28 protein-coding genes and 1 tRNA gene are annotated in these 24,331 nt (G+C 56.7%); 16 read left to right on the top strand and 13 right to left on the bottom strand.

The window, feature by feature from the left end:
• Nucleotides 1-27: 27 nt before the first annotated feature.
• On the bottom strand, nt 28-546 hold the full coding sequence (locus tag AC1Q6D_RS08610; RefSeq protein WP_103404679.1) for a lysis system spanin subunit: 519 nt from the start codon (nt 544-546) through the stop codon (nt 28-30).
• Nucleotides 543-1,076: a glycoside hydrolase family 19 protein gene (locus AC1Q6D_RS08605; RefSeq protein ID WP_103404680.1), complete on the bottom strand. Its 534-nt coding sequence runs from the start codon at nt 1,074-1,076 to the stop codon at nt 543-545. Before AC1Q6D_RS08605 ends, AC1Q6D_RS08610 begins: the two co-directional genes overlap by 4 nt.
• Here AC1Q6D_RS08605 and AC1Q6D_RS08600 point away from each other — a divergent pair.
• Nucleotides 1,075-3,060, top strand: a complete 1,986-nt coding sequence (locus tag AC1Q6D_RS08600; protein ID WP_103404681.1) for a glycosyltransferase family protein — start codon at nt 1,075-1,077, stop codon at nt 3,058-3,060. The two genes, AC1Q6D_RS08605 and AC1Q6D_RS08600, sit on opposite strands and share 2 nt — an antisense overlap.
• Nucleotides 3,061-3,115: 55 nt before the next feature.
• On the opposite strand, the gene AC1Q6D_RS08595 is transcribed toward AC1Q6D_RS08600, so the two are convergent.
• Nucleotides 3,116-3,268 carry a hypothetical protein gene (locus AC1Q6D_RS08595; RefSeq protein ID WP_158249395.1) on the bottom strand — a complete coding sequence of 51 codons (153 nt, stop codon included), beginning with the start codon at nt 3,266-3,268 and terminating at the stop codon, nt 3,116-3,118.
• Between the two features lie 88 nt (nt 3,269-3,356).
• On the opposite strand from AC1Q6D_RS08595, the gene AC1Q6D_RS08590 reads away from it, so the two are divergent.
• Nucleotides 3,357-4,460, top strand: a complete 1,104-nt coding sequence (locus AC1Q6D_RS08590) for a DUF4214 domain-containing protein (RefSeq protein ID WP_103404682.1) — start codon at nt 3,357-3,359, stop codon at nt 4,458-4,460.
• A 16-nt stretch (nt 4,461-4,476) separates the two neighbouring features.
• Here AC1Q6D_RS08590 and AC1Q6D_RS08585 read toward each other — a convergent pair whose 3' ends face one another.
• From AC1Q6D_RS08585 to AC1Q6D_RS08575, 3 genes are read right to left on the bottom strand one after another with little or no spacing between them, the layout of a single operon-like run.
• The gene (locus AC1Q6D_RS08585; RefSeq protein WP_207291504.1) at nt 4,477-5,088 is read right to left on the bottom strand and encodes a DUF4376 domain-containing protein; all 612 of its coding nucleotides are present in this window, start codon (nt 5,086-5,088) and stop codon (nt 4,477-4,479) included.
• Nucleotides 5,085-5,945: a glycine-rich domain-containing protein gene (locus AC1Q6D_RS08580; protein ID WP_492573987.1), complete on the bottom strand. Its 861-nt coding sequence runs from the start codon at nt 5,943-5,945 to the stop codon at nt 5,085-5,087. The genes AC1Q6D_RS08585 and AC1Q6D_RS08580 overlap by 4 nt, the downstream gene beginning before the upstream one ends.
• Nucleotides 5,942-6,361: a hypothetical protein gene (locus AC1Q6D_RS08575; protein WP_103404684.1), complete on the bottom strand. Its 420-nt coding sequence runs from the start codon at nt 6,359-6,361 to the stop codon at nt 5,942-5,944. Before AC1Q6D_RS08575 ends, AC1Q6D_RS08580 begins: the two co-directional genes overlap by 4 nt.
• A 145-nt stretch (nt 6,362-6,506) precedes the next feature.
• On the opposite strand from AC1Q6D_RS08575, the gene AC1Q6D_RS08570 reads away from it, so the two are divergent.
• Nucleotides 6,507-6,950: a hypothetical protein gene (locus AC1Q6D_RS08570; protein ID WP_256590275.1), complete on the top strand. Its 444-nt coding sequence runs from the start codon at nt 6,507-6,509 to the stop codon at nt 6,948-6,950.
• 14 nt (nt 6,951-6,964) lie between these two features.
• Here the strand turns inward: AC1Q6D_RS08570 and AC1Q6D_RS08565 are convergent, their stop codons facing one another.
• Nucleotides 6,965-7,183, bottom strand: a complete 219-nt coding sequence (locus AC1Q6D_RS08565) for a hypothetical protein (protein ID WP_103404685.1) — start codon at nt 7,181-7,183, stop codon at nt 6,965-6,967.
• 272 nt (nt 7,184-7,455) lie between these two features.
• Here AC1Q6D_RS08565 and AC1Q6D_RS08560 point away from each other — a divergent pair, with 272 nt between their 5' ends.
• The 6 genes from AC1Q6D_RS08560 to AC1Q6D_RS08535 all read left to right on the top strand — a co-directional run bounded on the left by AC1Q6D_RS08560 (nt 7,456) and on the right by AC1Q6D_RS08535 (nt 10,978).
• Nucleotides 7,456-7,935 (top strand): hypothetical protein, encoded by a 480-nt coding sequence (locus AC1Q6D_RS08560; RefSeq protein ID WP_103404686.1) that lies wholly within the window; start codon nt 7,456-7,458, stop codon nt 7,933-7,935.
• 47 nt (nt 7,936-7,982) lie between these two features.
• On the top strand, nt 7,983-8,570 hold the full coding sequence (locus tag AC1Q6D_RS08555; protein WP_103404687.1) for a hypothetical protein: 588 nt from the start codon (nt 7,983-7,985) through the stop codon (nt 8,568-8,570).
• Entirely contained in the window at nt 8,567-8,905 is a 339-nt protein-coding gene (locus tag AC1Q6D_RS08550; protein ID WP_103404688.1) for a hypothetical protein, read from the top strand. The genes AC1Q6D_RS08555 and AC1Q6D_RS08550 overlap by 4 nt, the downstream gene beginning before the upstream one ends.
• Nucleotides 8,906-9,238: 333 nt before the next feature.
• Nucleotides 9,239-9,640, top strand: a complete 402-nt coding sequence (locus AC1Q6D_RS08545; protein ID WP_103404689.1) for a hypothetical protein — start codon at nt 9,239-9,241, stop codon at nt 9,638-9,640.
• 44 nt (nt 9,641-9,684) lie between these two features.
• The gene (locus AC1Q6D_RS08540) at nt 9,685-9,927 is read left to right on the top strand and encodes a DUF4224 domain-containing protein (RefSeq protein WP_103404690.1); all 243 of its coding nucleotides are present in this window, start codon (nt 9,685-9,687) and stop codon (nt 9,925-9,927) included.
• Nucleotide 9,928: 1 nt separating this feature from the next.
• The gene (locus AC1Q6D_RS08535) at nt 9,929-10,978 is read left to right on the top strand and encodes a phage integrase (RefSeq protein WP_103404691.1); all 1,050 of its coding nucleotides are present in this window, start codon (nt 9,929-9,931) and stop codon (nt 10,976-10,978) included.
• Nucleotides 10,979-11,078: 100 nt separating this feature from the next.
• Here AC1Q6D_RS08535 and AC1Q6D_RS08530 read toward each other — a convergent pair.
• Nucleotides 11,079-11,152, bottom strand: a tRNA-Cys gene (locus tag AC1Q6D_RS08530).
• A 409-nt stretch (nt 11,153-11,561) separates the two neighbouring features.
• The gene (gene adhP, locus AC1Q6D_RS08525; RefSeq protein WP_103404692.1) at nt 11,562-12,572 is read right to left on the bottom strand and encodes an alcohol dehydrogenase AdhP; all 1,011 of its coding nucleotides are present in this window, start codon (nt 12,570-12,572) and stop codon (nt 11,562-11,564) included.
• An 852-nt stretch (nt 12,573-13,424) separates the two neighbouring features.
• On the opposite strand from adhP, the gene AC1Q6D_RS08520 reads away from it, so the two are divergent.
• Together AC1Q6D_RS08520 and AC1Q6D_RS08515 are read left to right on the top strand one after the other, a co-directional pair.
• Nucleotides 13,425-13,814: a DUF2946 family protein gene (locus AC1Q6D_RS08520; protein ID WP_047529603.1), complete on the top strand. Its 390-nt coding sequence runs from the start codon at nt 13,425-13,427 to the stop codon at nt 13,812-13,814.
• A 112-nt stretch (nt 13,815-13,926) separates the two neighbouring features.
• Nucleotides 13,927-16,014, top strand: coding sequence for a TonB-dependent receptor (locus tag AC1Q6D_RS08515; RefSeq protein ID WP_103404693.1), 2,088 nt, complete (start codon nt 13,927-13,929; stop codon nt 16,012-16,014).
• 390 nt (nt 16,015-16,404) lie between these two features.
• Here AC1Q6D_RS08515 and AC1Q6D_RS08510 read toward each other — a convergent pair whose 3' ends face one another.
• The 4 genes from AC1Q6D_RS08510 to hpaA form a co-directional block, all read right to left on the bottom strand.
• Complete coding sequence (locus AC1Q6D_RS08510; protein WP_103404695.1) at nt 16,405-16,848, bottom strand: GlcG/HbpS family heme-binding protein; 444 nt, start codon at nt 16,846-16,848, stop codon at nt 16,405-16,407.
• Nucleotides 16,849-16,896: 48 nt separating this feature from the next.
• Nucleotides 16,897-18,162: an MFS transporter gene (locus tag AC1Q6D_RS08505; protein WP_207291503.1), complete on the bottom strand. Its 1,266-nt coding sequence runs from the start codon at nt 18,160-18,162 to the stop codon at nt 16,897-16,899.
• 74 nt (nt 18,163-18,236) lie between these two features.
• Nucleotides 18,237-18,659, bottom strand: a complete 423-nt coding sequence (gene hpaR / locus AC1Q6D_RS08500; protein WP_103404696.1) for a homoprotocatechuate degradation operon regulator HpaR — start codon at nt 18,657-18,659, stop codon at nt 18,237-18,239.
• A 249-nt stretch (nt 18,660-18,908) separates the two neighbouring features.
• Nucleotides 18,909-19,814, bottom strand: a complete 906-nt coding sequence (hpaA, locus tag AC1Q6D_RS08495) for a 4-hydroxyphenylacetate catabolism regulatory protein HpaA (protein WP_103404697.1) — start codon at nt 19,812-19,814, stop codon at nt 18,909-18,911.
• Nucleotides 19,815-19,992: 178 nt separating this feature from the next.
• Here hpaA and AC1Q6D_RS08490 point away from each other — a divergent pair, with 178 nt between their 5' ends.
• The 5 genes from AC1Q6D_RS08490 (at nt 19,993) to AC1Q6D_RS08470 (ending at nt 24,300) form a co-directional block, all read left to right on the top strand.
• Nucleotides 19,993-20,652: a fumarylacetoacetate hydrolase family protein gene (locus tag AC1Q6D_RS08490; protein ID WP_103404698.1), complete on the top strand. Its 660-nt coding sequence runs from the start codon at nt 19,993-19,995 to the stop codon at nt 20,650-20,652.
• 11 nt (nt 20,653-20,663) lie between these two features.
• Complete coding sequence (locus AC1Q6D_RS08485) at nt 20,664-21,434, top strand: fumarylacetoacetate hydrolase family protein (protein WP_103404699.1); 771 nt, start codon at nt 20,664-20,666, stop codon at nt 21,432-21,434.
• A gap of 5 nt (nt 21,435-21,439) precedes the next feature.
• Entirely contained in the window at nt 21,440-22,900 is a 1,461-nt protein-coding gene (gene hpaE, locus AC1Q6D_RS08480) for a 5-carboxymethyl-2-hydroxymuconate semialdehyde dehydrogenase (RefSeq protein WP_103404700.1), read from the top strand.
• Between the two features lie 104 nt (nt 22,901-23,004).
• A complete protein-coding gene (hpaD, locus tag AC1Q6D_RS08475) occupies nt 23,005-23,862 on the top strand; it encodes a 3,4-dihydroxyphenylacetate 2,3-dioxygenase (RefSeq protein WP_047529646.1) in 858 nt (285 codons plus the stop codon).
• 45 nt (nt 23,863-23,907) lie between these two features.
• Nucleotides 23,908-24,300: a tautomerase family protein gene (locus AC1Q6D_RS08470; RefSeq protein WP_047529648.1), complete on the top strand. Its 393-nt coding sequence runs from the start codon at nt 23,908-23,910 to the stop codon at nt 24,298-24,300.
• The last annotated feature ends 31 nt before the right edge of the window (nt 24,301-24,331 follow it).

The following is a 24,331-nucleotide window of genomic DNA, read 5'->3' as shown; positions in this document are numbered from 1 at the left end:
TTTACGCATCTGCCCTTCCCCGCTCTTTTACCTACGCACTGAAACCTCTTTTACATAAGCCTGGCACGCCGCCAATGCGATCAGTCCTTGATCGCCGTCGCCGGTGATTCCGATAATTCGTTGAGCATGCGCTGGGTCAAGTCGGGCGCGCGTTCCTCCATGAACCACGCCGCCGGCGCCGGTGGCGGTTGGCACTGAGCAGCCACCGGTTGAATCCTCGGCGAGGAGGACTGACAACCGCAGATCAGAAGTGGCAAGGCGATCGCGCAGGCGAGCTTGGTCTTTTTGAGCATTAGTCAAAGCCTCGTGGTGGGTTTGGTCGCTAGCTGTAAGGCGCTGCTCGAGTGCGAGCCGTTTAGCCTGTTCGGTGCGTTGCTGTGCGGCAGCCGCATTGCCGATGGTGGTCAGATCGGCCTGATACGCGACGGACTGCTCGGCGAGCCGCCTGCCATAGCGCCAGTCTTGCACCTTCCAGACTCCGCCCGCCGTCAGCAGCAATAGAGCCAATACGCCAGCCAGAGCAACTTTCAGCGTTGCCGGGCTCATGCCAGCACCGCCGTCGCCTTACTCCAAAGCTTCAGCCGATCCGCCCGTCCATTGAGGCCACCATTGATCCGCCGGGTGATTTTTTCGAAGTCATCAGCATCAGCCAGGGTGTTCAGCCCATTGGTTGCCCAGAACCATGCGGCCGACAGGCAGGCGTTCTTCGGCTGCTCCAGCAGCTCCGGCTGATTGATCAGGTCCAGGCCCAGGGCTTCGCCGCACGCCGCATAGTTCGCCCGTCCGGTGATCTGGATCAGGCCCCGACCACGATACTTGAAGCCATCGCCCGGGACGGTGTTGCCCAGATCCTTGCGGCCTTCGTACTTGGCCTGGGCTGGAGTCGGTCCCCAGATCTCCCGGACGTAGACCAGCTGACCGGACTCATGTCCTATCTGGGCAATGAATGCCGCCACCCGTTTGGAGCCGACAATCTGGAACCGGCCCATGGCCGTGTTGAGGACAGGAACAAAAACGCCGGCTTTGGCGCCGGCGTTCGGGAGGATCTGCAGCAGTTGCTGTGTGGTGATGGGCATGGCGATCTCCGGGCAAAAAATACCCGCTCATCGCGGGCTTCAATATTCAGATAAAGGTGGCGTGATACCATTCACCATTTACCAGCGATGGAAAGCTTTTCAAATGAATAGGATGTTTCGCTTTTTCTCTAAGCGTTTCGTAAATGCAAACAGTTCTGTTATCGCGGATATTCCCGTTTCGGGGGTGCAAGAAAAGCCACGAGACGCAGCAAGCACTCATGTGCTTATGTGTGAAGCAATCCTGGATAAAAAGTTCTATCTCGAAACTTACTCCGATCTAGCCAGTGCAGGCGTCGACCCGCTGGAGCATTACATCGAGTTCGGACATGCTGAAGGCCGCTACCCGCTTAGCGTCTACTCCACGACAGCCGCCACAAAAGTCAGTCGCGCTTTGGAGCACAACCCATCTGACCGGATGGCGCTCGCGCTGCATGTAGCCATAGAATTGGCATCTAGTGATTTAGATAGAGTTCTAAAAGCCGTTGCAATTGATAAAAACTCATACATGGATGAGCCACCTCAGACATATCTAACCAATCCATTCGAGCAAGCCGCACTACTCATATTGAGCCGCTGGATAAGATTTGAAGGCACTCAACGTATCGGAGATGTTGAGCAACTAATTTCAAAGCTTCGAAAAACTTTTCCTAACTCCCTAACTCTGTGCTCTTTACATGCAATCTCCTTATTCGAGAGCGGCCAATTAGAGTTAGCTCGCCGAGCCTTCGAGCTGAATCCACATCTAGATGGAGTATCAGCCGAAGTAGCAAATATTTGTCGCGATGCAATAGATCAGATCACGGATTCAGCAAAATTAGGCGTCCGTCACGCACCAGATAACGGGCTTCTGCTTTTAGACTCCGCCTTCCCTTCATTGATATCCTCTTTTCGATATGGTGAGTTTTCTACATACTTAACCACCATAGAAGATAGTTCCATTCAGATTCGTCCTGATAGAAACCTACTGCGCTTTGGTGAATCAAACAGTTTCAAAACCCAGATCGACGAATTCTCGAAAGCTAGCGGAGTAAAACACAATAGAATCCAACATTTTGATTCAGCTTCAATTGGCAATCCGAAGGTCGCCTACTGCGTATTTTTGAGTCTTGCCGACCTATTTTTCACGCAGATTGGAATGCCTTCGGCGGAGCACTTGATTTTCACACTCTACCCGGGCGGAGGGTTTGCGCCAAACAACCAGCGATCAGACTTAGCACTTCGCCAACTATGCGACAACCCTAAAGTAGCGAAGATAATCACAACTCAAATTACTTCGTACCGCTATCTGATAGATAACGGGTTCTGCAGTCCTGATCGGGTCCTTCACATTTTCGGCGGCATCATTCCACAACTCTACTCCGAGACCATGCTCCCTTCACGGTCGATAAATCACTCTGCGATAGATATTTGTTTTGTTGCACAGCGCTACTCCGCCATCGGCGCGGAAAAGGGGTATGACATATTTGCTGAAGTGGTTAAAAAATTCGCTAACAATCCGTCGATAAACTTTCATGTCGTCGGTGGTTTTGACAAAACCGTGATAGATCTCGGCGGTGCTTGCAACGTGACCTTCTATGGCACTAGGCCTGCGTCGTTTTTCCCAGGTTTCTATGCCACCATGGACGCGATTTTGTCACCTAATATCCAGATCTCCGCGCTTGACCCGTCTCAGCCTGCGATATTCGATGGTTTCCCAACTACCTGTGTCGTCGAAGCTGGTTTGCAAGGAGTAGCGATGCTCCTAACGGACTTCCAGAATATGAACCAGCATCTGGACGGCACGCCAATTTTCTCGGCTAATGAGATGGAGATCATTACTCGTGATTGCAACATGATCAGTGACCGCCTCCAACACTACATTGAAGATCGAGATGCGCTGCACCAGCTTGGACAATCAGGACGCAAGGCTATCCTTAGGGAGTTCAGCTATGAACGTCAAATGGTTCCGCGCATAGAGCTGTTGCAGGAATATATGAAACACTAGCCCCTCAGGACCCCGAGGAGTTCGCAACTGGAGCAGGTCACGAGACTCCACAGCCTCAACCATCGCTAATTACTTGGGCTTGGATACTGGCGCCGGCCGGTACGATGATCGTGCGTTGATCCTCATCGGCCAGCACCAGGTCATCGAGCAGCTTGTAGGTGCGGCGGTCGGTCTGGTCGGTTTTCAGTGTGGTGACGGAACGGCTCATGAAACCCCTCCGAGACAAATGTTGCCAATCAGCCATCATTTGGCCATCATCCCATTCATTTCTGATCAGATGACAACTAGGATTAAAGATGGAACTTATTGACGCAAAAGCACGTGCTGCAATCATCGCCTTGGAAAAGAATTTCGTAGACCCCTACCTCTCCGTGTACTCCAATGTCACTCCGGCGCAGTATCTGAACTTTCAAATCGGGGTTTACGACGCTCTTTCGGAAGCGAATCCGGAATTTCCCGACATGTATAAACTATCGAATCTATATGCATTCAAAGCAGTTGCATCTTCGATACTTACTGCCGGCCACAGTAGCAAAATCGCTTTTGAAACCAACAACCCTCAATACGCCTCGGATACTCACGGTGACAAATACATCGAAAAATACCTTACTCCGGTGGTAATGGTTGACTGGCTGACGCCAAACCTCGATGGACAAGAGCGCACGAAAATTCTTTCAAAATTTTCCGGCGGCGAACTTGACCCGAAATCGTTTATCGCCTCGGTAGGCCTCGCTCTTGCCAGCGGGCAATCAGTTACATCGGCCTCAATCTTGGATGCCAGAGAGTCTCTCTACGGCGATGACGTCACTCTCGCCTCGTCGTCGAGAACAAAAATCGCAGACACTGTTGGCACAGACGCTATCGATACAATCCACTTAAACAGCGAGTCAATTGTATACATCAAAGAATACTCGCAAACCACTCACAACTTCACATTCACTCAGGCACAAACAACAAAACAAACAACGCTAGTGAATATTGAGCGAGTTGAATTCAGCGATGGAAAGCGACTAGCGCTAGACATTGAAGGGCACGCCGGCCAGGCCTATCGGCTGTATAAAGCTGCCTTTGACCGAGTTCCCGACAAGGAAGGACTTGGCTTCTGGATTGGACAATTAGACAAGGGGACCAGTATTGATTCGGTCGCTGCGGGTTTTATCGCGAGCCAAGAGTTCCAAACCATCAACGGGGCCTCTCCATCGAACCTGCAATTGGTAACCGGCCTCTACCAGCACATACTGGGTCGAGCACCGGATCAATCAGGCTTAGACTTCTGGAAGACGCAACTGGACAGTCATGCGCTAGATGCAAGTCACCTTCTAATGAACTTCGCCGAATCGAATGAGAATAAGATTGCCTTGACCGGCCAAGTTCAATACGGAATCGAATACGTCGCCTAAGACGCTAGGTGGTCGCTTACTGCGGCCACCCCTCTTCCAGCATCTCGGCGGTGATCGAGCTGTCGGCCACCGCGCCCAACAGTTCCGCCTCGCGGTTAAAACAGGCTTGCACGAACGCCCGCACCTGCGAAGCCAGGCCGATCACCTGGGCCCCGGTCAGATCAACGAAGCCCGTCGCGGCTTTCCATTTGATCTGATACGCAGGATCGAGCGATGCAGCAAAGGCGGCACCGGTGAGCAGCGCCTGGCTGTCACGCTCGGTGTTGACCGGGATACCTTGTACCGTGACCCCGCCTGTTTCCGCCTGAAAACGTCGAGCAGCAATGCGACCAGCCCACTCTGCAGCAATAGCTGAATCCCGTGCCGCCTTCTCTGCCGCCGTCATGGCTACCTGTTTGCGGCTCACTAGTACGACTTGGCGCTCTGCATCCAGGGTCAGCACCTCGGCGCCCCACTTCTTATTGGTGCCGAGTTCGCCTTCGGCGTTTTCCTCTGGCCACCAAGCAACGTCCTGCACACCCAATGACGGATCGGTCCATGACAGGTCCGCCACGGATTCAGGCATCAAGCCATACAGGAAGTCCGGCAGCGGCTCACGCGAGGCAGCGCCATCTTTGACTTTGATCATACTGGTAGCCCTACGTCAGTTGATGGAAACGCTCTGCCGGCACCCCATAGGATGCGAAGTGCACCAGTGCCTGCGGGTTTATTAAATGTGCCGCCCGCACCACCACCAAAAAACAGGTTGAAGTTTTGGCCAGGAATGCTGTTAGGGTTACCGTTGGACGTGGCAGGACCCAGACCAGATGATGTTGCCCCCCAGCTTGATTGATTAGCGCTCCTACTTGCACTTGCCCCATAAAGCCAAGAGCCGCCACCAGTGCAATCGGCCCCTTGGTTGTTATAGCTGCCGCCTGCGCCACCATCCAGCGATGTGTCGCCATACCAAGTGCCGCCGTTAGACCCGCCGTTACCGCCAGCGGTGGTGTAACCTCCTGCGCCCCCTCCGCCTCCGCCTCCAGAAACATTACCGAATGTCCTGCCGCCAACCTTACCGTTCGGGGTAGGCGCGTCGGGAATAACCCCAAGTATTCCTCCGCCAGGGGCATTAACAACTTTGCTAGCCCCTCCGTCTAGAGAAAGATAACTTGTCCCACCAGCGACAGCGTTCATCCCTGACGTATAACCCGCCGCTCCAACCACCACGGTCAATACTTGGCCGGGGCTTACCGCAATATCATTACCGTATGCCAGCGCCCCGCCATTTCCGGGGAAATAATTTGAGGTGCTACCCGTATTCCCAAAACCGCCGCCGCCACTAATGGCTACACAGCAAATAGATCTTACGCCGGGTGGAACTACCCACTGGTAAGTGCCCGGCACTGTCCACGAAACTTCGCCGCGTACGGCCTGCTTTAGGGCACTATTACGCGCCAACCCCAGCGGGTTACCGAGCGGGCTGCCTAAAGGATTACCAAGGCTCATAGGTCGGCCTGCTCAGCGTAGAAAACGATCCCGGCAGCAAGAGCAACTTGCGAGCCCACATAGAGCATGTCTCCAGCTTCAAGGCGCAATGGTGTAGTCGGGGCGATGTTGCCGAATGCCGTCTCCGGAATCGCAGTCGTTGCCGCCAAGGTATAAGCCGCCATCAGTTCGGAGTCGATCAGGTTGTAGACAGCGGGGGCGCTCGCCTTCACCAAAAACAGGACCAACGATGCAGCGGTTACTGTTGCGCGTGGAATGGCGGTGACCTTGGTCACCAGCGCGCCGTTGGTGCCAGCGGTAGCAAGCAGGACTGCGCCTGTCACAGCAGAAGTGCCGATGCCGGTCAGAGCCGCGGTCACAGCTGCTGCGTTAGTCTTGTAGGTTTGCGCAAACGGCGCGGTAAATGTCTTGGCCATGGTGATTCCTTAGAAAGAGAGGGCGACGGCGTGGAGTAGCGCGAGATTGCCGATAGAGCCGGAGGCCGATTCAGCGGCAGTAGCTGAGGCGGCGGCATTGGTTGCTTGAGTAAAGCGTGCTGCGCTCAGCGAAGAGGAATTGAGGTTGCGCGTTCCGCCCAGCACACGCCATGCGCTGGCCAAGCTCATGGAATGGGCCGAGATTACTGAGCAGGGCGAGGCGCTGACATTGATGATTCATCATGTCCAAGACCTGGGCCCGGAAGGCGTTGTGCGGTTTGTTGGCTCGCGCCACAAAATCGAAAATAGCCAAAACGTGGCGCGCATTACAGACAGCGCGCCGATCAGGTTCGGCGCCAGGCCGGGAACCCTGGCAGCATTGGATGACTTGGTGAAATGGACTGGCGCACACGATCAAAGCGCGGCCATGAGGCTGATAATTCCGGCGCTTCATGAGGTCGGACCTCAGCAAGCCCTTTGCTTCCTGGCGCCGCCACCGCGACAAAAATACGAAGTGCCCGAGCCCGTGGCGCGAAAGCTTGAGCTGGCCTACAAGCGCGAAGCCCTGCGCATCTGTCGTGACGAATAATCTCGCTTGAGCAATTACGGTCCTGCAGTGCTCAACGCCATCTCATGAGCCTTGTTCATCACTTGAATGGCATTTGATACATGCGGGTGCCCTACCCAACGGTATGGCGCGTTACCCAACAAGCCCGCCGCCGCGTCATCCAGCAAAGTTTTTACATCGAGTCCGCTGGCAATGGCCGCGCCAATGATGGCTACCAGCGCCTGCTCAAGCGCAACTTCACGATCTGTAATCATCCGCATTTACTCCTTTCGGCTGAATACCGGGCGGAGAGAAATACTCCAAAAATATTAAACCAATATCTACAACCTCTAACTTTGAGAAAACTCAACAAAATGTCGCATCCGATCACGGAGGGCGGCGCCTATGGCCCTCTGGAATTCCAATTATTTTTTTATGCTTGTCAATCATTGAGCCCTCCTCGGCCCTACTCCATATCTCATCTTAACCAATACCCCGCCTCTACGAATAACTCCACCGCCCGGGCATGACCCGGAAAGGACGCCCCATGCCCGCAGAAAACAAACCGGCCGCGCCAGTCACAGCGGCAGAAGAACTCGACGCAGTGCTGCACTGGCGCGGCAAGCATGCCCAGGCCATCAAAGAGCGTGACGCCCTGCAGCTGCGCCTGAACGCAGCGGAGCAGCGGATTGATGACTTCGCCGGCGGCGAATGCGAGTGGCACCGTGAAGCTGACAGCGGCATCTGGAACAGTGGCTGTGGTGAGACTTGGTCATTCCACGAGGACGGCCCGGAAGAGAACGGCATGAACTTCTGCCATTCGTGCGGAAAGTCGCTGGTGGTTGCGTCCGATGAGGAAGTGCCGGACTCGGATGACGACTGGCGCATGAACCCGTGCAAGCAAGGGCACCGCGATGTAGGTGCCGCCGGCGGCGTTGCGCACTGCTACCAGTGTGACGAGAAGATCGAAGCAGCCACCACGCAAGAAGCCTTCGAACGCTGGAACGCAACACACCCCAAGCAGTAACCCCCTCCCCCTTCAAAGTCAGCCGCTATAGCGGCAAAGGAACAGTCATGCCTGCACAAAAGCCAATCATCATGTTCGACGCTCCGGAAGCGGCCAGCCTAAAAACGGTAACCGGATGGGTTTCTGCCGACGGTCGCTTTTTCGGAGCCGACGAAAACCTTGCCCGCTACTGCGGCGCTACCCATCGCCGCTGTGACGTGAACCCTGAGCACCAAATCTATCAGGTGAACAGTTCCTGCAATGAGTGTCGCCAAGCGCGGCGCCAAGCAAAATTCGCGGCAATGCCAGTCAAAGAGTGGGCCGGCGAGCCGCTGGTTATCTTCGACGGCGATACGTATTTCTTCGACGAAGACAGCCTGCGCGACTACCTGATCGACAGCGATATCGAACTGGCCGACCTACAGCTCTGCATCTGCGAACCGAACTATCCAAGTCAAATCAACCCGGCAGACCATTTCTGCGATGACCTGCCGGAAGACGGCGAGATCCGCGATGACCAGTTACTTGCGGCATTCGAACTGCTGAACGAGATGATCCGCAAGTCTGAACCCCTATCGTGGTCGGAAGGCGAGTTCGCCGCACAGCTCCCGCAATCGCTCATTGATGAAATTGCAACAGCACGGGTGGCGCCATGAGGCTGACAGAAAAGCAGCAGAGCGTCCTCGACGAGCTGCGCAAGATCGGTCGGGATAACCTCTACCGTTATCGCGACGTCGAGCCTTACCTGTACCAGCGGGATTGCGAGAAGCTGGCCAAGGGTGATCGGGCTTGCGTGTTCGGCCTTGGCGGCCTGACCTGTCAGGTTGGGTTCCGCCTCGGGATATCCGCTCCATCCGTGCTAAGCATCTTCAAGGTGCTTCAGCGGAAAGGACTGGTGCTTCGGGAGGACACCCACCCAGATTACCAGCGAGCGCGTTACTGGTGGCCTGTTGGTTTGGCTGCGGAATTGACTGGCGAGGTGACCCCATGATCGCCCTCGCCTGGTTCGCCTGCGTGCACTGCTACAAGGGGCCGCGGTGAATCAAAATCGCCCCATCAGCCACCGAATGAACCGGACAGGTGTTCGGCAACTGATGAGGCGTAAGCTTAAACAATAGCTCACTTGATCAGTTTGTCATGGGCGAAGCCATGGCGGTAAGGGTTCGCCCCGCCAGCCACTTCAGAAGGGGAGCTGCGAGTTACGCAACTGGCGAGGCGAACCAATAGACCATAGCTCGCCTGCTCAGCCTCCCTTTCACCCTTCATCTGATTTCACAATCCATCTACAAGTCTGCCGGTGAACGGCGGGCGGAGCTATGCACGCATGACCAGACAAACCGTAAAAGATGTTCTCGACGAAATGACCAAGGAAGACCTGGTGGCCTGGATCAGAAGTCACCACTTCTCGCGCCCCAAACGAAGCGATGTTCTGTATCTGCGCTGGGAGAGGCAGTCGGCCGAGGTGCTCGAGGAAATGCAGAAGGAAACCCGCGCACTCGATGGTGTGGATTTCAAAGAGCGCGACCGACTGGCTGTCAGGTTCAACGAATCTAAAGACCCAGAAGAGAAGATGCGGTTAATCAAGCTTATAGAGCCTTATGACAAAGCAATGTCAGACCACATCAAGCGGTCTCAGGCCATCGACAGAAAAAGTAAAAAAGTCGACGCCCTGTATGAACAGATCGACCTGGAGCGCCAGAAAGAAAGCGGGCGCCGATCGGCCTAACCCCTCCCCACCTTCTGCCGCCACGCGCGGCATGGAGAATCATCATGGAAACAGAAATTCTCTCGGACGAAGAATTGGCCGAACTCACCGGCTACAAAGCGAGGGCCTACCAGCGGCGCTGGCTGATAGATCGCCATTGGGTGTTCGTCGAGAGCCGCGGCAAGCGCCCACTCGTTGGCCGAATGTACGCCCGCATGAAGCTGGGCATGGTTTTTCCGGCAATCGCTGACCCAAACCCGCCTCCGGCGCGTCCGGCCTGGACGCCAGACTTTTCCAGAGTGAGATGATATGCGCCCCCGCAAGACAGAAAATAGGGATTTGCCACCAGGCATGGTGCGGCGCAAACGCCCCCGCAAGAACGGTACTGTTTGGGTGGGGTACTACTATCGGGATGCGAACGGCAAGGAGCTATCGCTTGGCAGTGACTTCGACAAGGCAAGGTTGAAATGGGCCGAACTGGAAGCCAAGGCCAAGCCCGCCGACCTGAAGGTCATGAAGGGGATTTTTGACAGATACGCGCGGGACATTATCCCGAAGAAGGCTCCACGCACCCAGAAGGACAATAGGGCTGAGCTCAAGTATCTAAGAGATGCGTTTGATGACGCGCCGATCGATGCCATCACCCCGTCCATGGTTGCGCAGTATCGGGATGCAAGGACGGCCAAGACCAGGGCGAACAGGGAAATTGCCCTGCTGTCCCATGTGTTCAATATGGCGCGGGAATGGGGCTTCACCGATCGGGAGAACCCATGCGCAGGCGTTCGGAAGAACAAGGAAAAGGTCAGGGACTACTACGCCAATGACATGGTCTGGGCGGCAGTATATGGACAAGCTCCGCAGGAGCTGAGAGACGCGATGGACTTGGCCTATTTGACGGGGCAGCGCCCGGCCGACGTTATCGCAATGACGAGTGGAGACATCGAGGGGGATTACTTGACTGTGCAGCAAGGAAAAACCAGCAAGCGCCTTCGAATCCAGATGCAGGCCGATGGCGTGAAAAATAGCCTGGGCCTTCTCATAGAGGACATCATGGAGAGGAACAAACAGCAGAGCTCGCAGCACTTCATCCTCAGCAAGTCGGGGATGCGCGTTTCTCAGCAGATGTTACGTAATAGATGGGATGACGCCCGGGAAGCGGCTCGAACACTGGCGGTCAGAGAGGGCCGGCCTGACGACGCAGAGAAGATCCGCCAGTTCCAGTTCAAGGATATCCGACCAAAAGCAGCGTCGGAAATCACTGACATTGCGGACGCGAGCCTCCTGCTGGGCCACTCTGAACAAGAGATCACCAAGCGCGTTTATCGTCGTATCGGGGCGATCGCCCAGCCGGCAAAATGAAATAGTTTCGGAACTCCACCCCCTAAAGTTTCGGAACTTCTGCACTTTCCTGAGCCCAATAAAAAACCCCGTAGACGTTAATCTACGGGGTTTCTAATAGTGGAGGCCGAGGTCGGAATCGAACCGGCGTAGGCGGATTTGCAATCCGCTGCATAACCATTTTGCTACTCGGCCTCAAAACATTTGTTGTGAGTAGCACAACAACAAATGCGTACAAACTTGATGAGATATGACAGATTCAAACTTGCGCTATCTCATTGAAAACATTGAGCTTTTTCAGCAGTCAGTGCTTTCGATGGCGTGAATTATGTACTCATTTCTTGAGGCTGGCAACCCCTTGATTTCAAAAAAAATTCTGGGGCCTGGTTTCATTACTCATTGAGGTCAGGCCCCTTTCGCCACGGTGTACTCGCCTCTGATAGTTCAAGACAAGGCCGGAAAATGACAGCGTTCAGACAAGGTCAGGGGGATCGCATAATTCGATCACGCGAGTGGAACATGGCGCGAGCCGGCAAGTGATCGGCACCAGGTCCCTTCGCCCAGCAGCGTTGGACACTGCGCTCCCGATCCCCCCGATGGCCTGTTAATGACTCAAATCAATGACCATCCGGCCTTTGATTTTGCCCTGCTGCATTTCGTCGAAAATCTCATTGATATCTTCGATCGGACGCAACGTTACCTTCGGCACCACCTTGCCTTGCGCGGCAAACTCGAAGGCTTCAGCGAGGTCTTGTCGAGTGCCGACCAGTGAGCCAACCACCTCAATGCCGTCAAGCACCAACCGCGGAATATCGAGGCTCATGGCTTCAGGCGGAAGCCCGACTGCGACCAGGCGTCCACCGGCACGCAGGGCATCCACCGCAGAGTTGAACGCGACCTTGGCGACGGCCGTCACGACAGCGGCGTGAGCGCCGCCGACCTTCTCCTGAATAACTTTTGCGGCATCCTCGTTGCGTGAGTTGATGACCAGGTCGGCGCCCATTTCCTTGGCGAATTGCAGTTGATCGTCATTGATGTCCACGGCAATGACTCTGGCGTTGAACACATTTTTTGCATACTGCAACGCCAGATTCCCCAAGCCGCCCAGCCCGTAGATCGCGATCCATTGCCCAGGACGAATGTTGGAGACCTTCACGGCTTTGTAAGTCGTCACTCCGGCACAGGTCACGCTGCTCGCTGCAGCAGAATCAAGCCCATCAGGCACTTTCACGGAGTAATCGGCGACGACAATGCACTCTTCGGCCATGGCGCCGTCCACGGTGTAACCGGAGTTTTTTACCTCACGGCAGAGTGTCTCGTTTCCGCTGTTGCAGTACTCACAATGCCCGCACCCTTGGAAGAACCACGCGACGCTGGCCCGATCACCGGGTTTCAGCGAGGTGACGCCCGGCCCGACCTCTTGCACGATACCGATGCCTTCATGACCCAGGATCACTCCGGTCTTATCACCGAAATCGCCGTTCTTGACATGCAGATCAGTGTGGCAGACGCCGCAGCACTGCATTTTGAGGCGCGCCTCACCATGCTTCAGAGGCCGTAAGGTTTTTTCAGTCACGTTCACGCGCTGCCCTTGGGCAACAACTGCAGCTTTCATGCTTATCTCCTTGTATCCGTGAGTGAGCTTGCATTACAGCAGGTCCAACAAGTGCCAGAGCCGTACAGCACAATTCTTCAAGCGTTCCGAAGTCTGGCGCAATGCCCGCCATCGGGTCGCCGATGCTCCCGATCTTATGGCACAAGTCGCAGCAAAGGGGGATGCCTATTAGTCAGGTAATCCGCGCAAGGACGCCTCTTCTTCGCCTTTCTATGACAAAGATCAACTGGCGAGGCTGCTCGGCAGAGCATCGTCAACCCCGGCGCATGCACTCAGCGACGGTTTGATCCATCAGTCGAAACGGTTCTGGGATTGTCGTGGTCGATCTCGACGCACCGTTCTGAGTGCCGACGCAGCCCTTTGTCCCTGGAAATCGAAATCGAGGAGACCTGGCATGGTGAACGTCATCGGGATCGATCACTTGTCCATTCGTGTCAGTGATCTGGAACGCTCAAGGGCGTTTTACGTTATCCGGATTATGGCGAGGGCCCGATGGCCTGAAGCTTGAGGTGATGTTTTTCCTGGAAAAACAAAAGCGTCGCCAGCTCGGAAGATCGAGGAACTGACGCGCGGCGAAACCAGCGACTGCCACTGGCGGCATCCCTCTGATTCCACTGCCGAAACTGCGACAGCTTGCACACCCAATACTCTCGTCCAGACGGATGCCCTCACCCTCCGAGCCAGTACCTGGAGATTGCCCCCACGCCGCGCCAAACTGCGTCAACGTGTCCCATGCCTGCCTTGTGGATGACCGCAACTTCCGGTCACGGAGCGCGAAAAAATCAGGCAAGATAGCGCCCCATTGAACGTTGCCCGTTGCAATCGAATACCGCCCCGCCGCTGGACTCGTCGATGTTCTCACTCAAGCGCATAAGCCCCTGGATCGCCTGCCTGGCTCTGCTCCTGAACATGCTGGCCATGCCCATGAGCCGCGCAATGCAAACGCCAGATCTGCAGTTGATGCTCTGGGGAGGCTTTTGCTCGGGCGGCAGCTCCCAGGCGCTGCCGGCTTCATTCGATAAACGACTGGTCCCGCTGCCGACGCCCCCGAACAAAAGCGTCATGCAACATGGCGATTGTTGCTGTGGGCATGCAGGCCTCGCGGCTGTGCCAGGCGATTACTATCGCCATTATTTACCGCGCTACAGCGCCGATATCGCCTTCGATAACCCGCCACTGCCCACCCTGCATCCCAGGGTACGCTGGCCAAGCCTGACACCTCGCGCCTCCCCCACCGCCTGATTACCGACCCTTTGCCCGCCGTCACCTGTTCGGCGTGGTTTTCTATTGCCTGGGCGTTGTGCACACCAATGTGCTCCCCGGGAAAGCTCTTGGTCATCAGGAAATCTGAGTTATGCCTGCTTTTTCGACTTTGCTTCGCGCAAAGGCTGTGCCCGTGTCTCCTTTCAAATGCTCGCTGCTGACGTGCGGTCTGTTCGCCTTGGCACCGTTGCCTTGCGCCCTCGCGGAAACCCCCAAGGTCGAAGACTCGACCCTGACCCTGGGCACCGTGACGGTCCAGGGTGCCACCGGCAGCAGCGGCCCTCTGAGTACCAGCAGCGTGCTCAGCTCGGTGGATATCCTTGGCGCCGACATTCTGGAAAAAATGCCGGTCACCTACAGCTGGGAACTGTTCAGTCGCGCCCCCGGAGTGATGCTCACCGAATTCAACCAGGGCACCACTTCCGGCAAGATCTCCTTTCGCGGGTTCAACGGTGAAGGCGAGGTCAACGCGGTGAAGCTGCTGATCGATGGCATCCCGAGCAACAGTAACGACGGCAACATGCCGTACATGGACATGATTTTCCCCATGGAACTGGACAGCATCGAGGTGGTACGCGGCACCAGCGATGCGCGCTATGGGCTGAATAACATCGCCGGCAACGTCAATATGCTGACCCGCACTGGCGGTGACTACACCAAGGCACGAATTCGCTACGGCAGTTACAACACCCAGGAAACTCAACTGGCCAAGGGCATCGAAGGCAGCAACTGGACGCAAAACTACTTCTTCGCCTACCAGAAGTCCGACGGTTATCGCGATCACGCCGAGGCCGACAGGTATTCGATGTCCGGCAAATGGTTCTACACCCCGGACGACAATAGTTACCGCATCGGCCTGATCGCCCGTCACTACGAAACCGAGGCGCAGGAACCCGGTTACTTGAGTGAAGAGGATGCTCACCAACACCCGACCATGACCAACAGTTACAACGCCACCGACAAAGGCACGCGGCGGATGAACCAGGTCAGCGTGCACTTCGACACCGAGCTGGCCGACTCACTGGCCTGGTCGGCAAAAACCTACGTCAACACCTTCGACGACCGGCGCTGGACACAATACTGGAGCACCAGCGCCCAACAGGAGCGCGACACCTACGAAACCCAATACGGCGCCCTCACCTCCCTGACCTGGCGTCCTGAGGTCAGCTGGCTGCATGACTTCGCCCTGGAGGGCGGCGCGGACATGCAGCAGCAACAGAACAAGAGCGAGCGCTACCGCACCAGGGAGCGTACGCGCCTGGCACAAACCCGTGATCAGCCATTCGACTTCGACACCTACGGCGCCTACGTGCAGGCCGAGATCAAGCCGTTCGAGTCGCTCAAGATCGTCCCGGCGTATCGCATCGACAAGATCCAGGGTGATTTCTCCAACGAAATGACCGGCATGAACTACGACATCAATGACTACGGGCTGATCAAACAACCCAAGCTCAGCGTGGTGTATTCACCGTGGGACGTGGCCAGCCTCTATGCCAACTGGGGGCGCACCTTCCAGGTGGGCACAGGCGCAGCGGCCTACAAGATTCCACCGCGCAACACCGACCTGGCCCCGTCCATCAACGATGGCTGGGAAACCGGCATCAAGTTCACCCCGGCGGACTGGATCGACGGCCGCGTGGCCTATTGGCAACAAGAGGCCAGTGGCGAAGTCAGTCGTCGACTCAACGACCCCAGTGGCGAGTCGGATAACGTGGGCGAAACGCGGCGCTGGGGCTATGACGCACAGATGAACCTGCACCCGAACGAGCGCACCGACCTCTGGATGGCCTACTCCTGGCAGTATTCGAAAATCCTCCAGCCAAGCTCGACCTTGCCCAACAGCAAAGGCCAGGAAATCGACCATATTCCTCATCACCTGTACAACGCCGGTGTCAGCTACAAGGCCACGCCTGCCCTGCAATTGACGGCCTGGATGAATGGCCAGACCAACTACTACCTGGAGCGCGAGAACACCAAGGGGACCTACGGCGGCTACGTCTTGATGAACCTCGGCGCCACCTACCAGGTGACCGAGTCCGTCAGTGTCGACCTGCAATTGAAAAACCTGACCAACCGCTACTATGAATACGTCTGGTATGACCCGGATGGCGCCAGGGCCTCGCTGCACTCGCCGGGTGACGGGCGAGCGCTGTATACCGGGGTGACTTTGGACTTCTGAGTTGACGAGTCGCTAGGGCTCAATGTTTACGGCCTGGATCCGAGGGTGGGGGAGCGAAACTTGAACAGCGAAGGTAACGCTCCCGCCACAGCTCAATCCAGCGCCCTGGCTGGGCATCCGACTCGGCGGCCAATTGAAGCGGGAGGTTCCGGGTCAGACCGGGCTATCGAGACCAGCGCCCCGAAACACCAAGGGCGTAACCTCGAAGTGATGTGGCTGTTCAATCGGCTCAAATTCGACTTCAAAACCATCGCCGACTTTCGCAAAAACAACAAACACGCCTTTTGTAGCGACGTGCGGTTCGTTCGGACACCTCAAAAGATCACCAAAAATGGCACAAGCCTTTCGCACGTAAAGCAGCCAATCTCAAGTGACAGATCCAGGCGGGCCTCAGGATGAAATCAGCAGTGCTCGGACCTGTTCAACGGCGGCGCAGGCACAACACTCATCAATGGCTTCGGAGGCGCCGGAAACACCAATGGCACCAATCACCTGTCCATCATGCAAAAAGGGCTCTCCCCCACCGAACATCGCCATGTTGCGCTGCAGCGGTAAGCCCTGACGGACGCCTTCCGAGCATTTTTCCAGACGCTCCTGCCAAGCCTTGGTGGAAATGCCAAACCCTGCGGCAGTTAGCGCTTTGTTCAGCGCGATATCCCGCGATTGCCTGGGCGCCATGTCCATATGCGCGCTGTGAATCGGTTGCCCGCCAGCATCGACGACCACAATGCTGATGCGTACTTGCTCTTCTTCGGCCTTGTCCAAAGCCGATTGCAGCGCCTGCATGGCCAGTCTCAGGGTGATGGTGGATTGCTGTCTTACAAGTTCGTTCATGCTGTGGCCTTGTCTCTTGGGCATACGTTGAGGTTTGTGCCTATCCGATCAGCGTGTCGCCCTGTCATTTGCCTGAGCGCTCTGCCGAGCGGTTATGCGCTGCGAAATCAATTGCCACGCACAGTAAATCAACAGGAAGGTGCCGGCTATTTGCATTGCCCAGGGGCCACCAAACCTTGCGGCCAACTGGCCGGCGATCAGGCCTCCAATCGCGTCGAAGCCAAAGCGTGTCGAGGTGTAGATCGACACCACCCGACCACGCAACACTTCCGGCGCCTGGCTTTGCAGCAGGATGTTGGTGCCGACATTGTTGATCGTTACGCCGAAACCCAATACGGCCATTGCAACCAACGACAACGCCAGGTGGGTGCTGGCCGCAAACACCAACAAGGCGATAGCACTGAATACGGCTGTGAGGATAATCAAACGTTGCAGTTGCTCGGCGGATTGGCGACCGGCGAGCAGCAGCGTCGAAAGCAGTGAGCCGAATCCCGCGGCCCCCCAAAGCCAGCCCAGCGTCCTGGCATCACCGGAAAAGATATCGCGAGCGAACACCGGCAATAATACGGCGTAGCTGGAAGCGCTAACGTTTACGACCAATACGCCCAGGATCAGGCCGCGCACCGACGGCGTTTGAAGGGCGTAGGCCAGGCCTTCGCGAAAGATGTTGCCCATGGTGCCGTTGGCACGCACGCCCGCGCTCATGCGAACGGCCAGCAGGCCGAAGATGAGTGCAGCGTAAGACAGTGCATTCAATGCAAAACAACCCGCCTCGTCGACCATACCGATCAGTAACCCGGCCAGCGGCGGACCGACAAAACGAGAACAAGTGAATAGAGTGGCATTCAACGCCAGGGCATTCGGCAGGTCTTCGATATTGTCGACAAACCGGCTCAGCAGCGATTGGCGCAGCGGCGTGTCCACGGCGTTCAGCACACCCAGTGCGAATGACATGATGACAATCAGGTTGGCGCCAATATGGCCACTGTAGGTCAGCAGTGCCAATAGCAGTGCCTGGATACCCAGCAGCGTCTGAGTGAACAACAGCAGTCGACGTTTATCATGTCGATCAATCCATGCACCGGCGATCGGGCCGACCAGCAACTGCGGCAATAAACTGGCGCAGGTCGTGACACCCAGAAGGGCTGCGGAGCCTGTAAGACGGTAGACAAGCCAGGACAGCGCCACCATCTGTATCCAGGTGCCCAGCGTGGAAATCGCATGGCCAATGAAGTAAAGGCGAAAGTTGCGATGGCGCAGTGCCCGAATGGAGTACGGCCAACGAGACGACGCAGGTGCTTGGAAGTCATTCACGACAGAGATTCCGTCAGCGGCAAATAATGTTCACATGTTAATTTATTATCACCCTTCGCGTGATCAGTCCGCCGTCAAGGCTTGATACTTTTCAGGTCATTGAGCAACGCCACTAGCTGCTCCATTTTTTCCGCACCAAACTGCTCCTCAATCTTGAGGTAGTTGCTTTCCATGCCTTCGCTCATGGAGACAAAGCATTGCTGGCCGCGCTCGGTGAGCGCCACAAGCACCCGCCGCTGATCCTGGCTTGACTTGTGTCGACGCACCAGGCCATCACGTTCCAGGCGACTCAAAACCCCCGTCATGCTCGGTTTCAGAATGCAGGCCTGATCGGCAAGTTGGTGGCTTTCAAGTTCGCCCTGCTGGCGCAGTATCCGAATGATCCGCCACTGTTGTTCAGTCAGGTCATGTTTGTTGAGTGCAGGCCGGAAGAAGGCCATTGCGGCTTCGCGCGCTTGCAATAAGGTCAATGTCAAAGAAGGTCTGGGGTTGGCCATGACGAAACTACTTGAATGGACGAGTCGGCAGCTTAGTGTCGCCAGCCAACGGGGGCAAGCTGCGGACCAACACTCGTTTATTCGCTTGTTACTGTTTTCACAACCTGCCCCCAGTGGACCTCGCCCAGCGGCAGCGCCTGTGAAAAGTACAATCGGTTCCCCGTAAAAGCCATTCTGTCAAACAGCGGCGGTGGCCATGATGATCCGGACAAGATCAACAAGACCGACGCAAAAATACCTATGCCCTGCTTAACGCAAACCCGATTGACGCTGGCGGTACTCCCCCGGAGTGAGCTTTGCATAGCGCTGGAAAAAACGACTGAAATAGGCCGGATCCTTGAACCCGAGCTGGTAGCAGATTTCGTTTGCAGAGCTGCCCGTGAACAACAGCAATCGTTTGGCCTCCTGCATCAACCGCTCCATGATCAAACGCTTGGAAGGCAGGTCGGCGATCCGTCGGCAGACATCGTTGAGTCGTGCTTCTGTCACCCCGATGCCTTCAGCGTAACGCGACAAAGGCCAGTGCTGCTGATAATGGACCTCGATCAGCTCATTGAAACGATGGAATATTTTCAGATCCTCGTGCCTGGCAGGCGTGGCTTTCAAGGAGTTGGAGCACAGCCGCAACAGGCTGACCATGATCAATCGCGTCAAACTGTCCAGGGCGGCGCTACGCCCGGAACGTTCAGCGATCACCTCCTCGCTCAGTTCCTCGAACAGATATTCCAGTCGGCGGACATCACCCGCCTCTTCCGGCCCCAAATGAGCCAGCGCGACACACGCCGCCGGCAATTTCGCTCCGGCCGGCGCCAGGCTGGAATCGGCATCGATCAGTTGCCATACCAATTGCTGACGCACCGTCAGCACGTGCCCATCGCTGTCGGGCTCGGTCACAAAGGAGTGCGGGACGGTGGGGGGTGTCAGGAAGAACATCGGCCCGGACTCAACGTATTGCTGATCATCCAGATACACCCGCACTGTTCCGCTTTTCACGTAGTGAACCTGGAAGAACCGGTCATGCCGGTGAACCGGCATGTTACGGCCGAAGAAACCCGCCAGGTTACCCAATTTGTCGTAATGGACTTCAGCGTCGCTATAACGCTGATCGTAGACCTGGCCAATGTTGATGTTCGGGATCGGTTGACGGTCGGTCATTGCACACTACTCATTTTCTTGATTCACGCTTCGCAGTCGCTTTCATCCTGCACCCAAATCGGTCCCACAACCACTGTGCGGACAGTCTGCCACGCTTGACGATAATTAACATATTAATTATAACTGTTAACACATTAACGAAATTACAGAGCCCTCATGGCTCTGCCAGGAGAAAAGCATGAGCCGTGCCTTGCATGACGTCGCGACCGGCACCCTTTTCGGTGTCGCGCTGAACTATCAGGGACTGCTGAAACAGCGCCTCGCCGAATTCGAACAGCCGCCTTATCAGAAACCGCCCATCAAACCGGTGCTGTTCATCAAGACGCCCAACACGCGCAATCAGCACGGGGCCGATGTCGTGCATCCCGGAAATGGCGAGCGTCTGCAGCCAGGGCCGGCATTAGGGGTTGTGATCGGCAAGACAGCCAGCCGGGTCCGTCCAGACGAGGCACTCGATTACGTGGCCGGCTACACCATCGTCAACGAATTCAGCCTGCCGGAAGACAGCTACTACCGCCCTGCTGTCAAAGCAAAATGCCGTGATGGTTTCTGTGCCATCGGCCCCGAACTGGTCCCGACCACACAACTCGCCGACCCACACAGTCTGGCCATCAAGCTGTACGTCAATGGCGTGATTCGCCAGCAAAACACCACAGCCAACTTTGTCCGCAACATTCCTTTGCTGATCGCCGAAATCAGCGAGTTCATGACCCTGCACGAAGGCGATGTCCTGATCACCGGAACCCCGGAAGATCGCGTCGATGTGCAGCCGGGCGACATCGTCGAAGTCGAAATCAGCGGCCTGGGCCGCCTCGCCAACCCCATCGTGGCCGAGTAACAGGAGCCTCCATGAAACACGCCCGCATACACTTTGAAGGCGAAGTCCACCTCGCCCATGTCGAAGACAATAACGCCGTACGCCTGGCTGACGGTCGCCTGCTGGCCGAAGATCAGGTGCAATGGCTGCCACCGGCGACCGGCAGCATGTTTGCCCTGGGTTTGAACTATGCCGACCACGCCGCAGAACTCGCATTCAAGCCGCCGACCGAACCGCTGGCATTCATCAAATCCCCGGGGACTTACACCGGCCACAACCAGGTGACATGGCGCCCCGACAACGTCGCGTACATGCACTACGAGTGTGAGCTCGTTGCCGTCATCGGCAAGCCGGCACGCAACGTCAAGCGTGAAAATGCCCTGGAGTACCTGGCCGGGTACACCGTGTGCAACGACTACGCGATCCGCGACTACCTGGAAAATTACTACCGGCCCAACTTGCGGGTGAAGAATCGCGACGCCACGACCCCCGTCGGCCCTTGGATCGTCGATGTGGCCGACGTGCCGGACCCGGGCAACCTGAAGCTGCGCACCTGGATCAACGGTGAACTGCGTCAGGAAGGCAGCACCAGGGACATGATTTTCGACATCCCCTACCTGATCGAATACCTGTCCAGCTTCATGACCCTGCAGCCGGGCGACATGATCGCCACGGGCACGCCTGAAGGTCTGGCCGATGTGGTGCAGGGCGATGAAGTCATCGTGGAAGTCGAAGGTGTAGGCCGCCTGGTCAATCGGATTGTCAGCGAAGCGGAATTCTTCTCCGCGCAGAAAGAGGCTTGAGCACCATGATCAAACACTGGATCAACGGCCGCGAGGTCGAAAGCAAAGATGTGTTCGTCAATTACAACCCGGCCACCGGTGAAGCGATTGGTGAAGTCGCCAGCGGCGGTGCCGATGAAGTGGCTCAGGCGGTGGCCGCAGCCAAGGAAGCGTTTCCAAAGTGGGCTAACACGCCAGCCAAGGAACGTGCCCGGCTGATGCGCAAGCTTGGCGAACTGATCGAGCAAAATGTGCCGCACCTGGCCGAACTGGAAACCCTCGATACCGGCCTGCCAATTCACCAGACCAAAAATGTATTGATTCCACGCGCTTCGCATAACTTCGACTTTTTTGCCGAAGTCTGCACGCGCATGGACGGGCACAGCTACCCGGTCGATGACCAGATGCTCAACTACACCCTCTATCAACCGGTAGGTGTTTGCGGCCTGGTTTCGCCCTGGAACGTACCGTTCATGACGGCCACCTGGAAGACCGCGCCGTGCCTGGCGCTGGGCAATACCGCCGTTCTGAAAATGTCCGAGCTGTCGCCGCTGACCGCAAACGAACTGGGTCGCCTGGCCGTCGAAGCCGGCATTCCCAAGGGTGTACTGAACGTTATTCAGGGCTATGGCGCGACGGCAGGAGATGCCCTGGTGCGGCACCCGGACGTTCGCGCAATTTCCTTCACCGGCGGCACCGCCACCGGCAAGAAAATCATGCAGACCGCAGGCCTGAAAAAGTACTCCATGGAGCTGGGCGGCAAGTCGCCGGTGCTGATATTCGAAGATGCGGACCTTGAGCGAGCCCTGGACGCGGCGCTGTTCACCATCTTCTCGCTCAATGGCGAGCGCTGCACCGCTGGTAGCCGTATCTTCATTCAGGAAAGTGTTTACCCGCAGTTCGTGGCTGAGTTCGCGGCACGTGCCAAACGCTTGATCGTCGGGGATCCGCAAGACCCGAAAACCCAGGTCGGTTCGATGATCACCCAGGCCCACTACGACAAGGTCACCGGCTACATCAAGATCGGTATCGAAGAAGGCGCCAGCCTCGTCGCCGGCGGCCTGGAGCGTCCGGCCAACCTGCCAGCTCACTTGAGCAAAGGTCAGTTTATCCAGCCGACGGTGTTCGCCGACGTGAACAATAAAATGCGCATTGCCCAGGAAGAAATCTTCGGCCCGGTGGTGTGCCTGATCCCGTTCAAGGATGAAGCCGAAGCCCTGCAACTGGCCAACGACACAGAGTACGGCCTGGCGTCGTACATCTGGACTCAGGATATCGGCAAGGCGCACCGCCTGGCCTATGGCATCGAAGCGGGCATGGTGTTCATCAACAGCCAGAACGTGCGCGATCTGCGCCAGCCGTTCGGTGGTGTGAAAGGCTCTGGCACGGGCCGTGAAGGCGGCCAGTACAGCTTTGAAGTGTTCGCCGAGATCAAGAACATCTGCATCTCGATGGGCAGCCATCACATTCCCCGGTGGGGACTGTAACCGGCCTATCGATTGCTGAAGTCCGCGAGGGTCGCGCATCGGCCTGTCGCGGCTTCGCTCAATGTCGGGTTTAAACGCATAACAACAATTTCAGGAGAATCATCATGGGCGAAGTCGTCCTGGCCGCGAAAATCTGCCACGTCCCCTCGATGTACTTGTCGGAGCTTCCCGGCAAACACCATGGCTGCCGTGAAGCGGCCATTGCCGGGCATAAGGAAATCGGTCGTCGCGCCCGTGAGCTGGGTGCCGATACTGCCGTGGTGTTCGATGTGCACTGGCTGGTCAACAGCGCTTACCACGTTAACTGTGGCGAGCATTTCAAAGGCATCTACACCAGCAACGAATTACCGCACTTCATTAAAAACATGGAGTACGAGTACCCGGGCTGTCCTGAATTGGGCGAGTTGATCGCCGCCGAGGCCAACGCCGCCGACGTGCGCACCCTGGCTCACAACATTCCCAGCCTTGAGCTGGAATACGGAACCCTGGTGCCGATGCGCTATATGCACATGGGAGTACCGCAAGACCAGAAATTCAATGTCGTTTCGATTGCCGCCTGGTGCGCCTGGCATCGCCTGCAAGACAGCTTCACCTTCGGCGCCGCCGTACGCCGTGCCATCGAGAAGAGTGACCGCAAGGTCCTTGTGCTGGCGTCCGGATCGCTGTCGCACCGCTTTTCCGATGATCGCGATGCCGAAGCCAACATTCATAACTGGACCCGTGAGTTCGACAAACAAGTCGACCTGCACGTCGTGAATCTCTGGCGCCAGGGTCGCTGGAAAGAGTTCTGCGCCATGCTCCCGGACTACGCCGAGCACTGTTTCGGCGAAGGCAAGATGCATGACACCGCCATGCTCCTCGGCTTGCTTGGCGGACCGAATTACGACAAGCCCGCCGAAATCATTACCGAACCCTTCGGTAGTTCAGGCACCGGTCAGCTCAACGCCATTTTCCCTGTTTGACTGTACGGCCGCGCGGCCCTCCCGCGCGGCCTGAAGGAGCCGTTCATGCCCCACTTCATTGCTGAGTACACCGACAACATTGAACAGCAAGCCGACTTGCCCGGGCTGTTCGAAAAAGTCCACGAAACACTGGGTAACAGTGGCGTGTTCCCCCTAGGTGGAATCCGTAGCCGGGGCGTGCGCCTGGACACCTGGCGCATGGCCGACGGCAAGCATGACTACGCCTTCGTCCACATGACCTTGAAGGTCGGTCATGGCCGTGATCTGGCCACGCGCCAGAAAGTCGCGCAGACACTCTTCGACGTTATTACCCGGCACTTCGCCGACCTTCAGGCTCAGCGCCTGCTGGCCTTGTCATTCGAAATGATCGAACTGCACGAGCAACTCAACTTCAAGGAAAACAACGTCCACGCCTTCCTCAAAGCTCAAGCCCGCTAACCCGGCCTGCCCGTTCGTTCCATCGGCCCCT

It is taken from the genome of Pseudomonas sp. MT92 (genome assembly GCF_058792515.1).
This window is presented reverse-complemented; position numbering and strand designations above follow the sequence as displayed.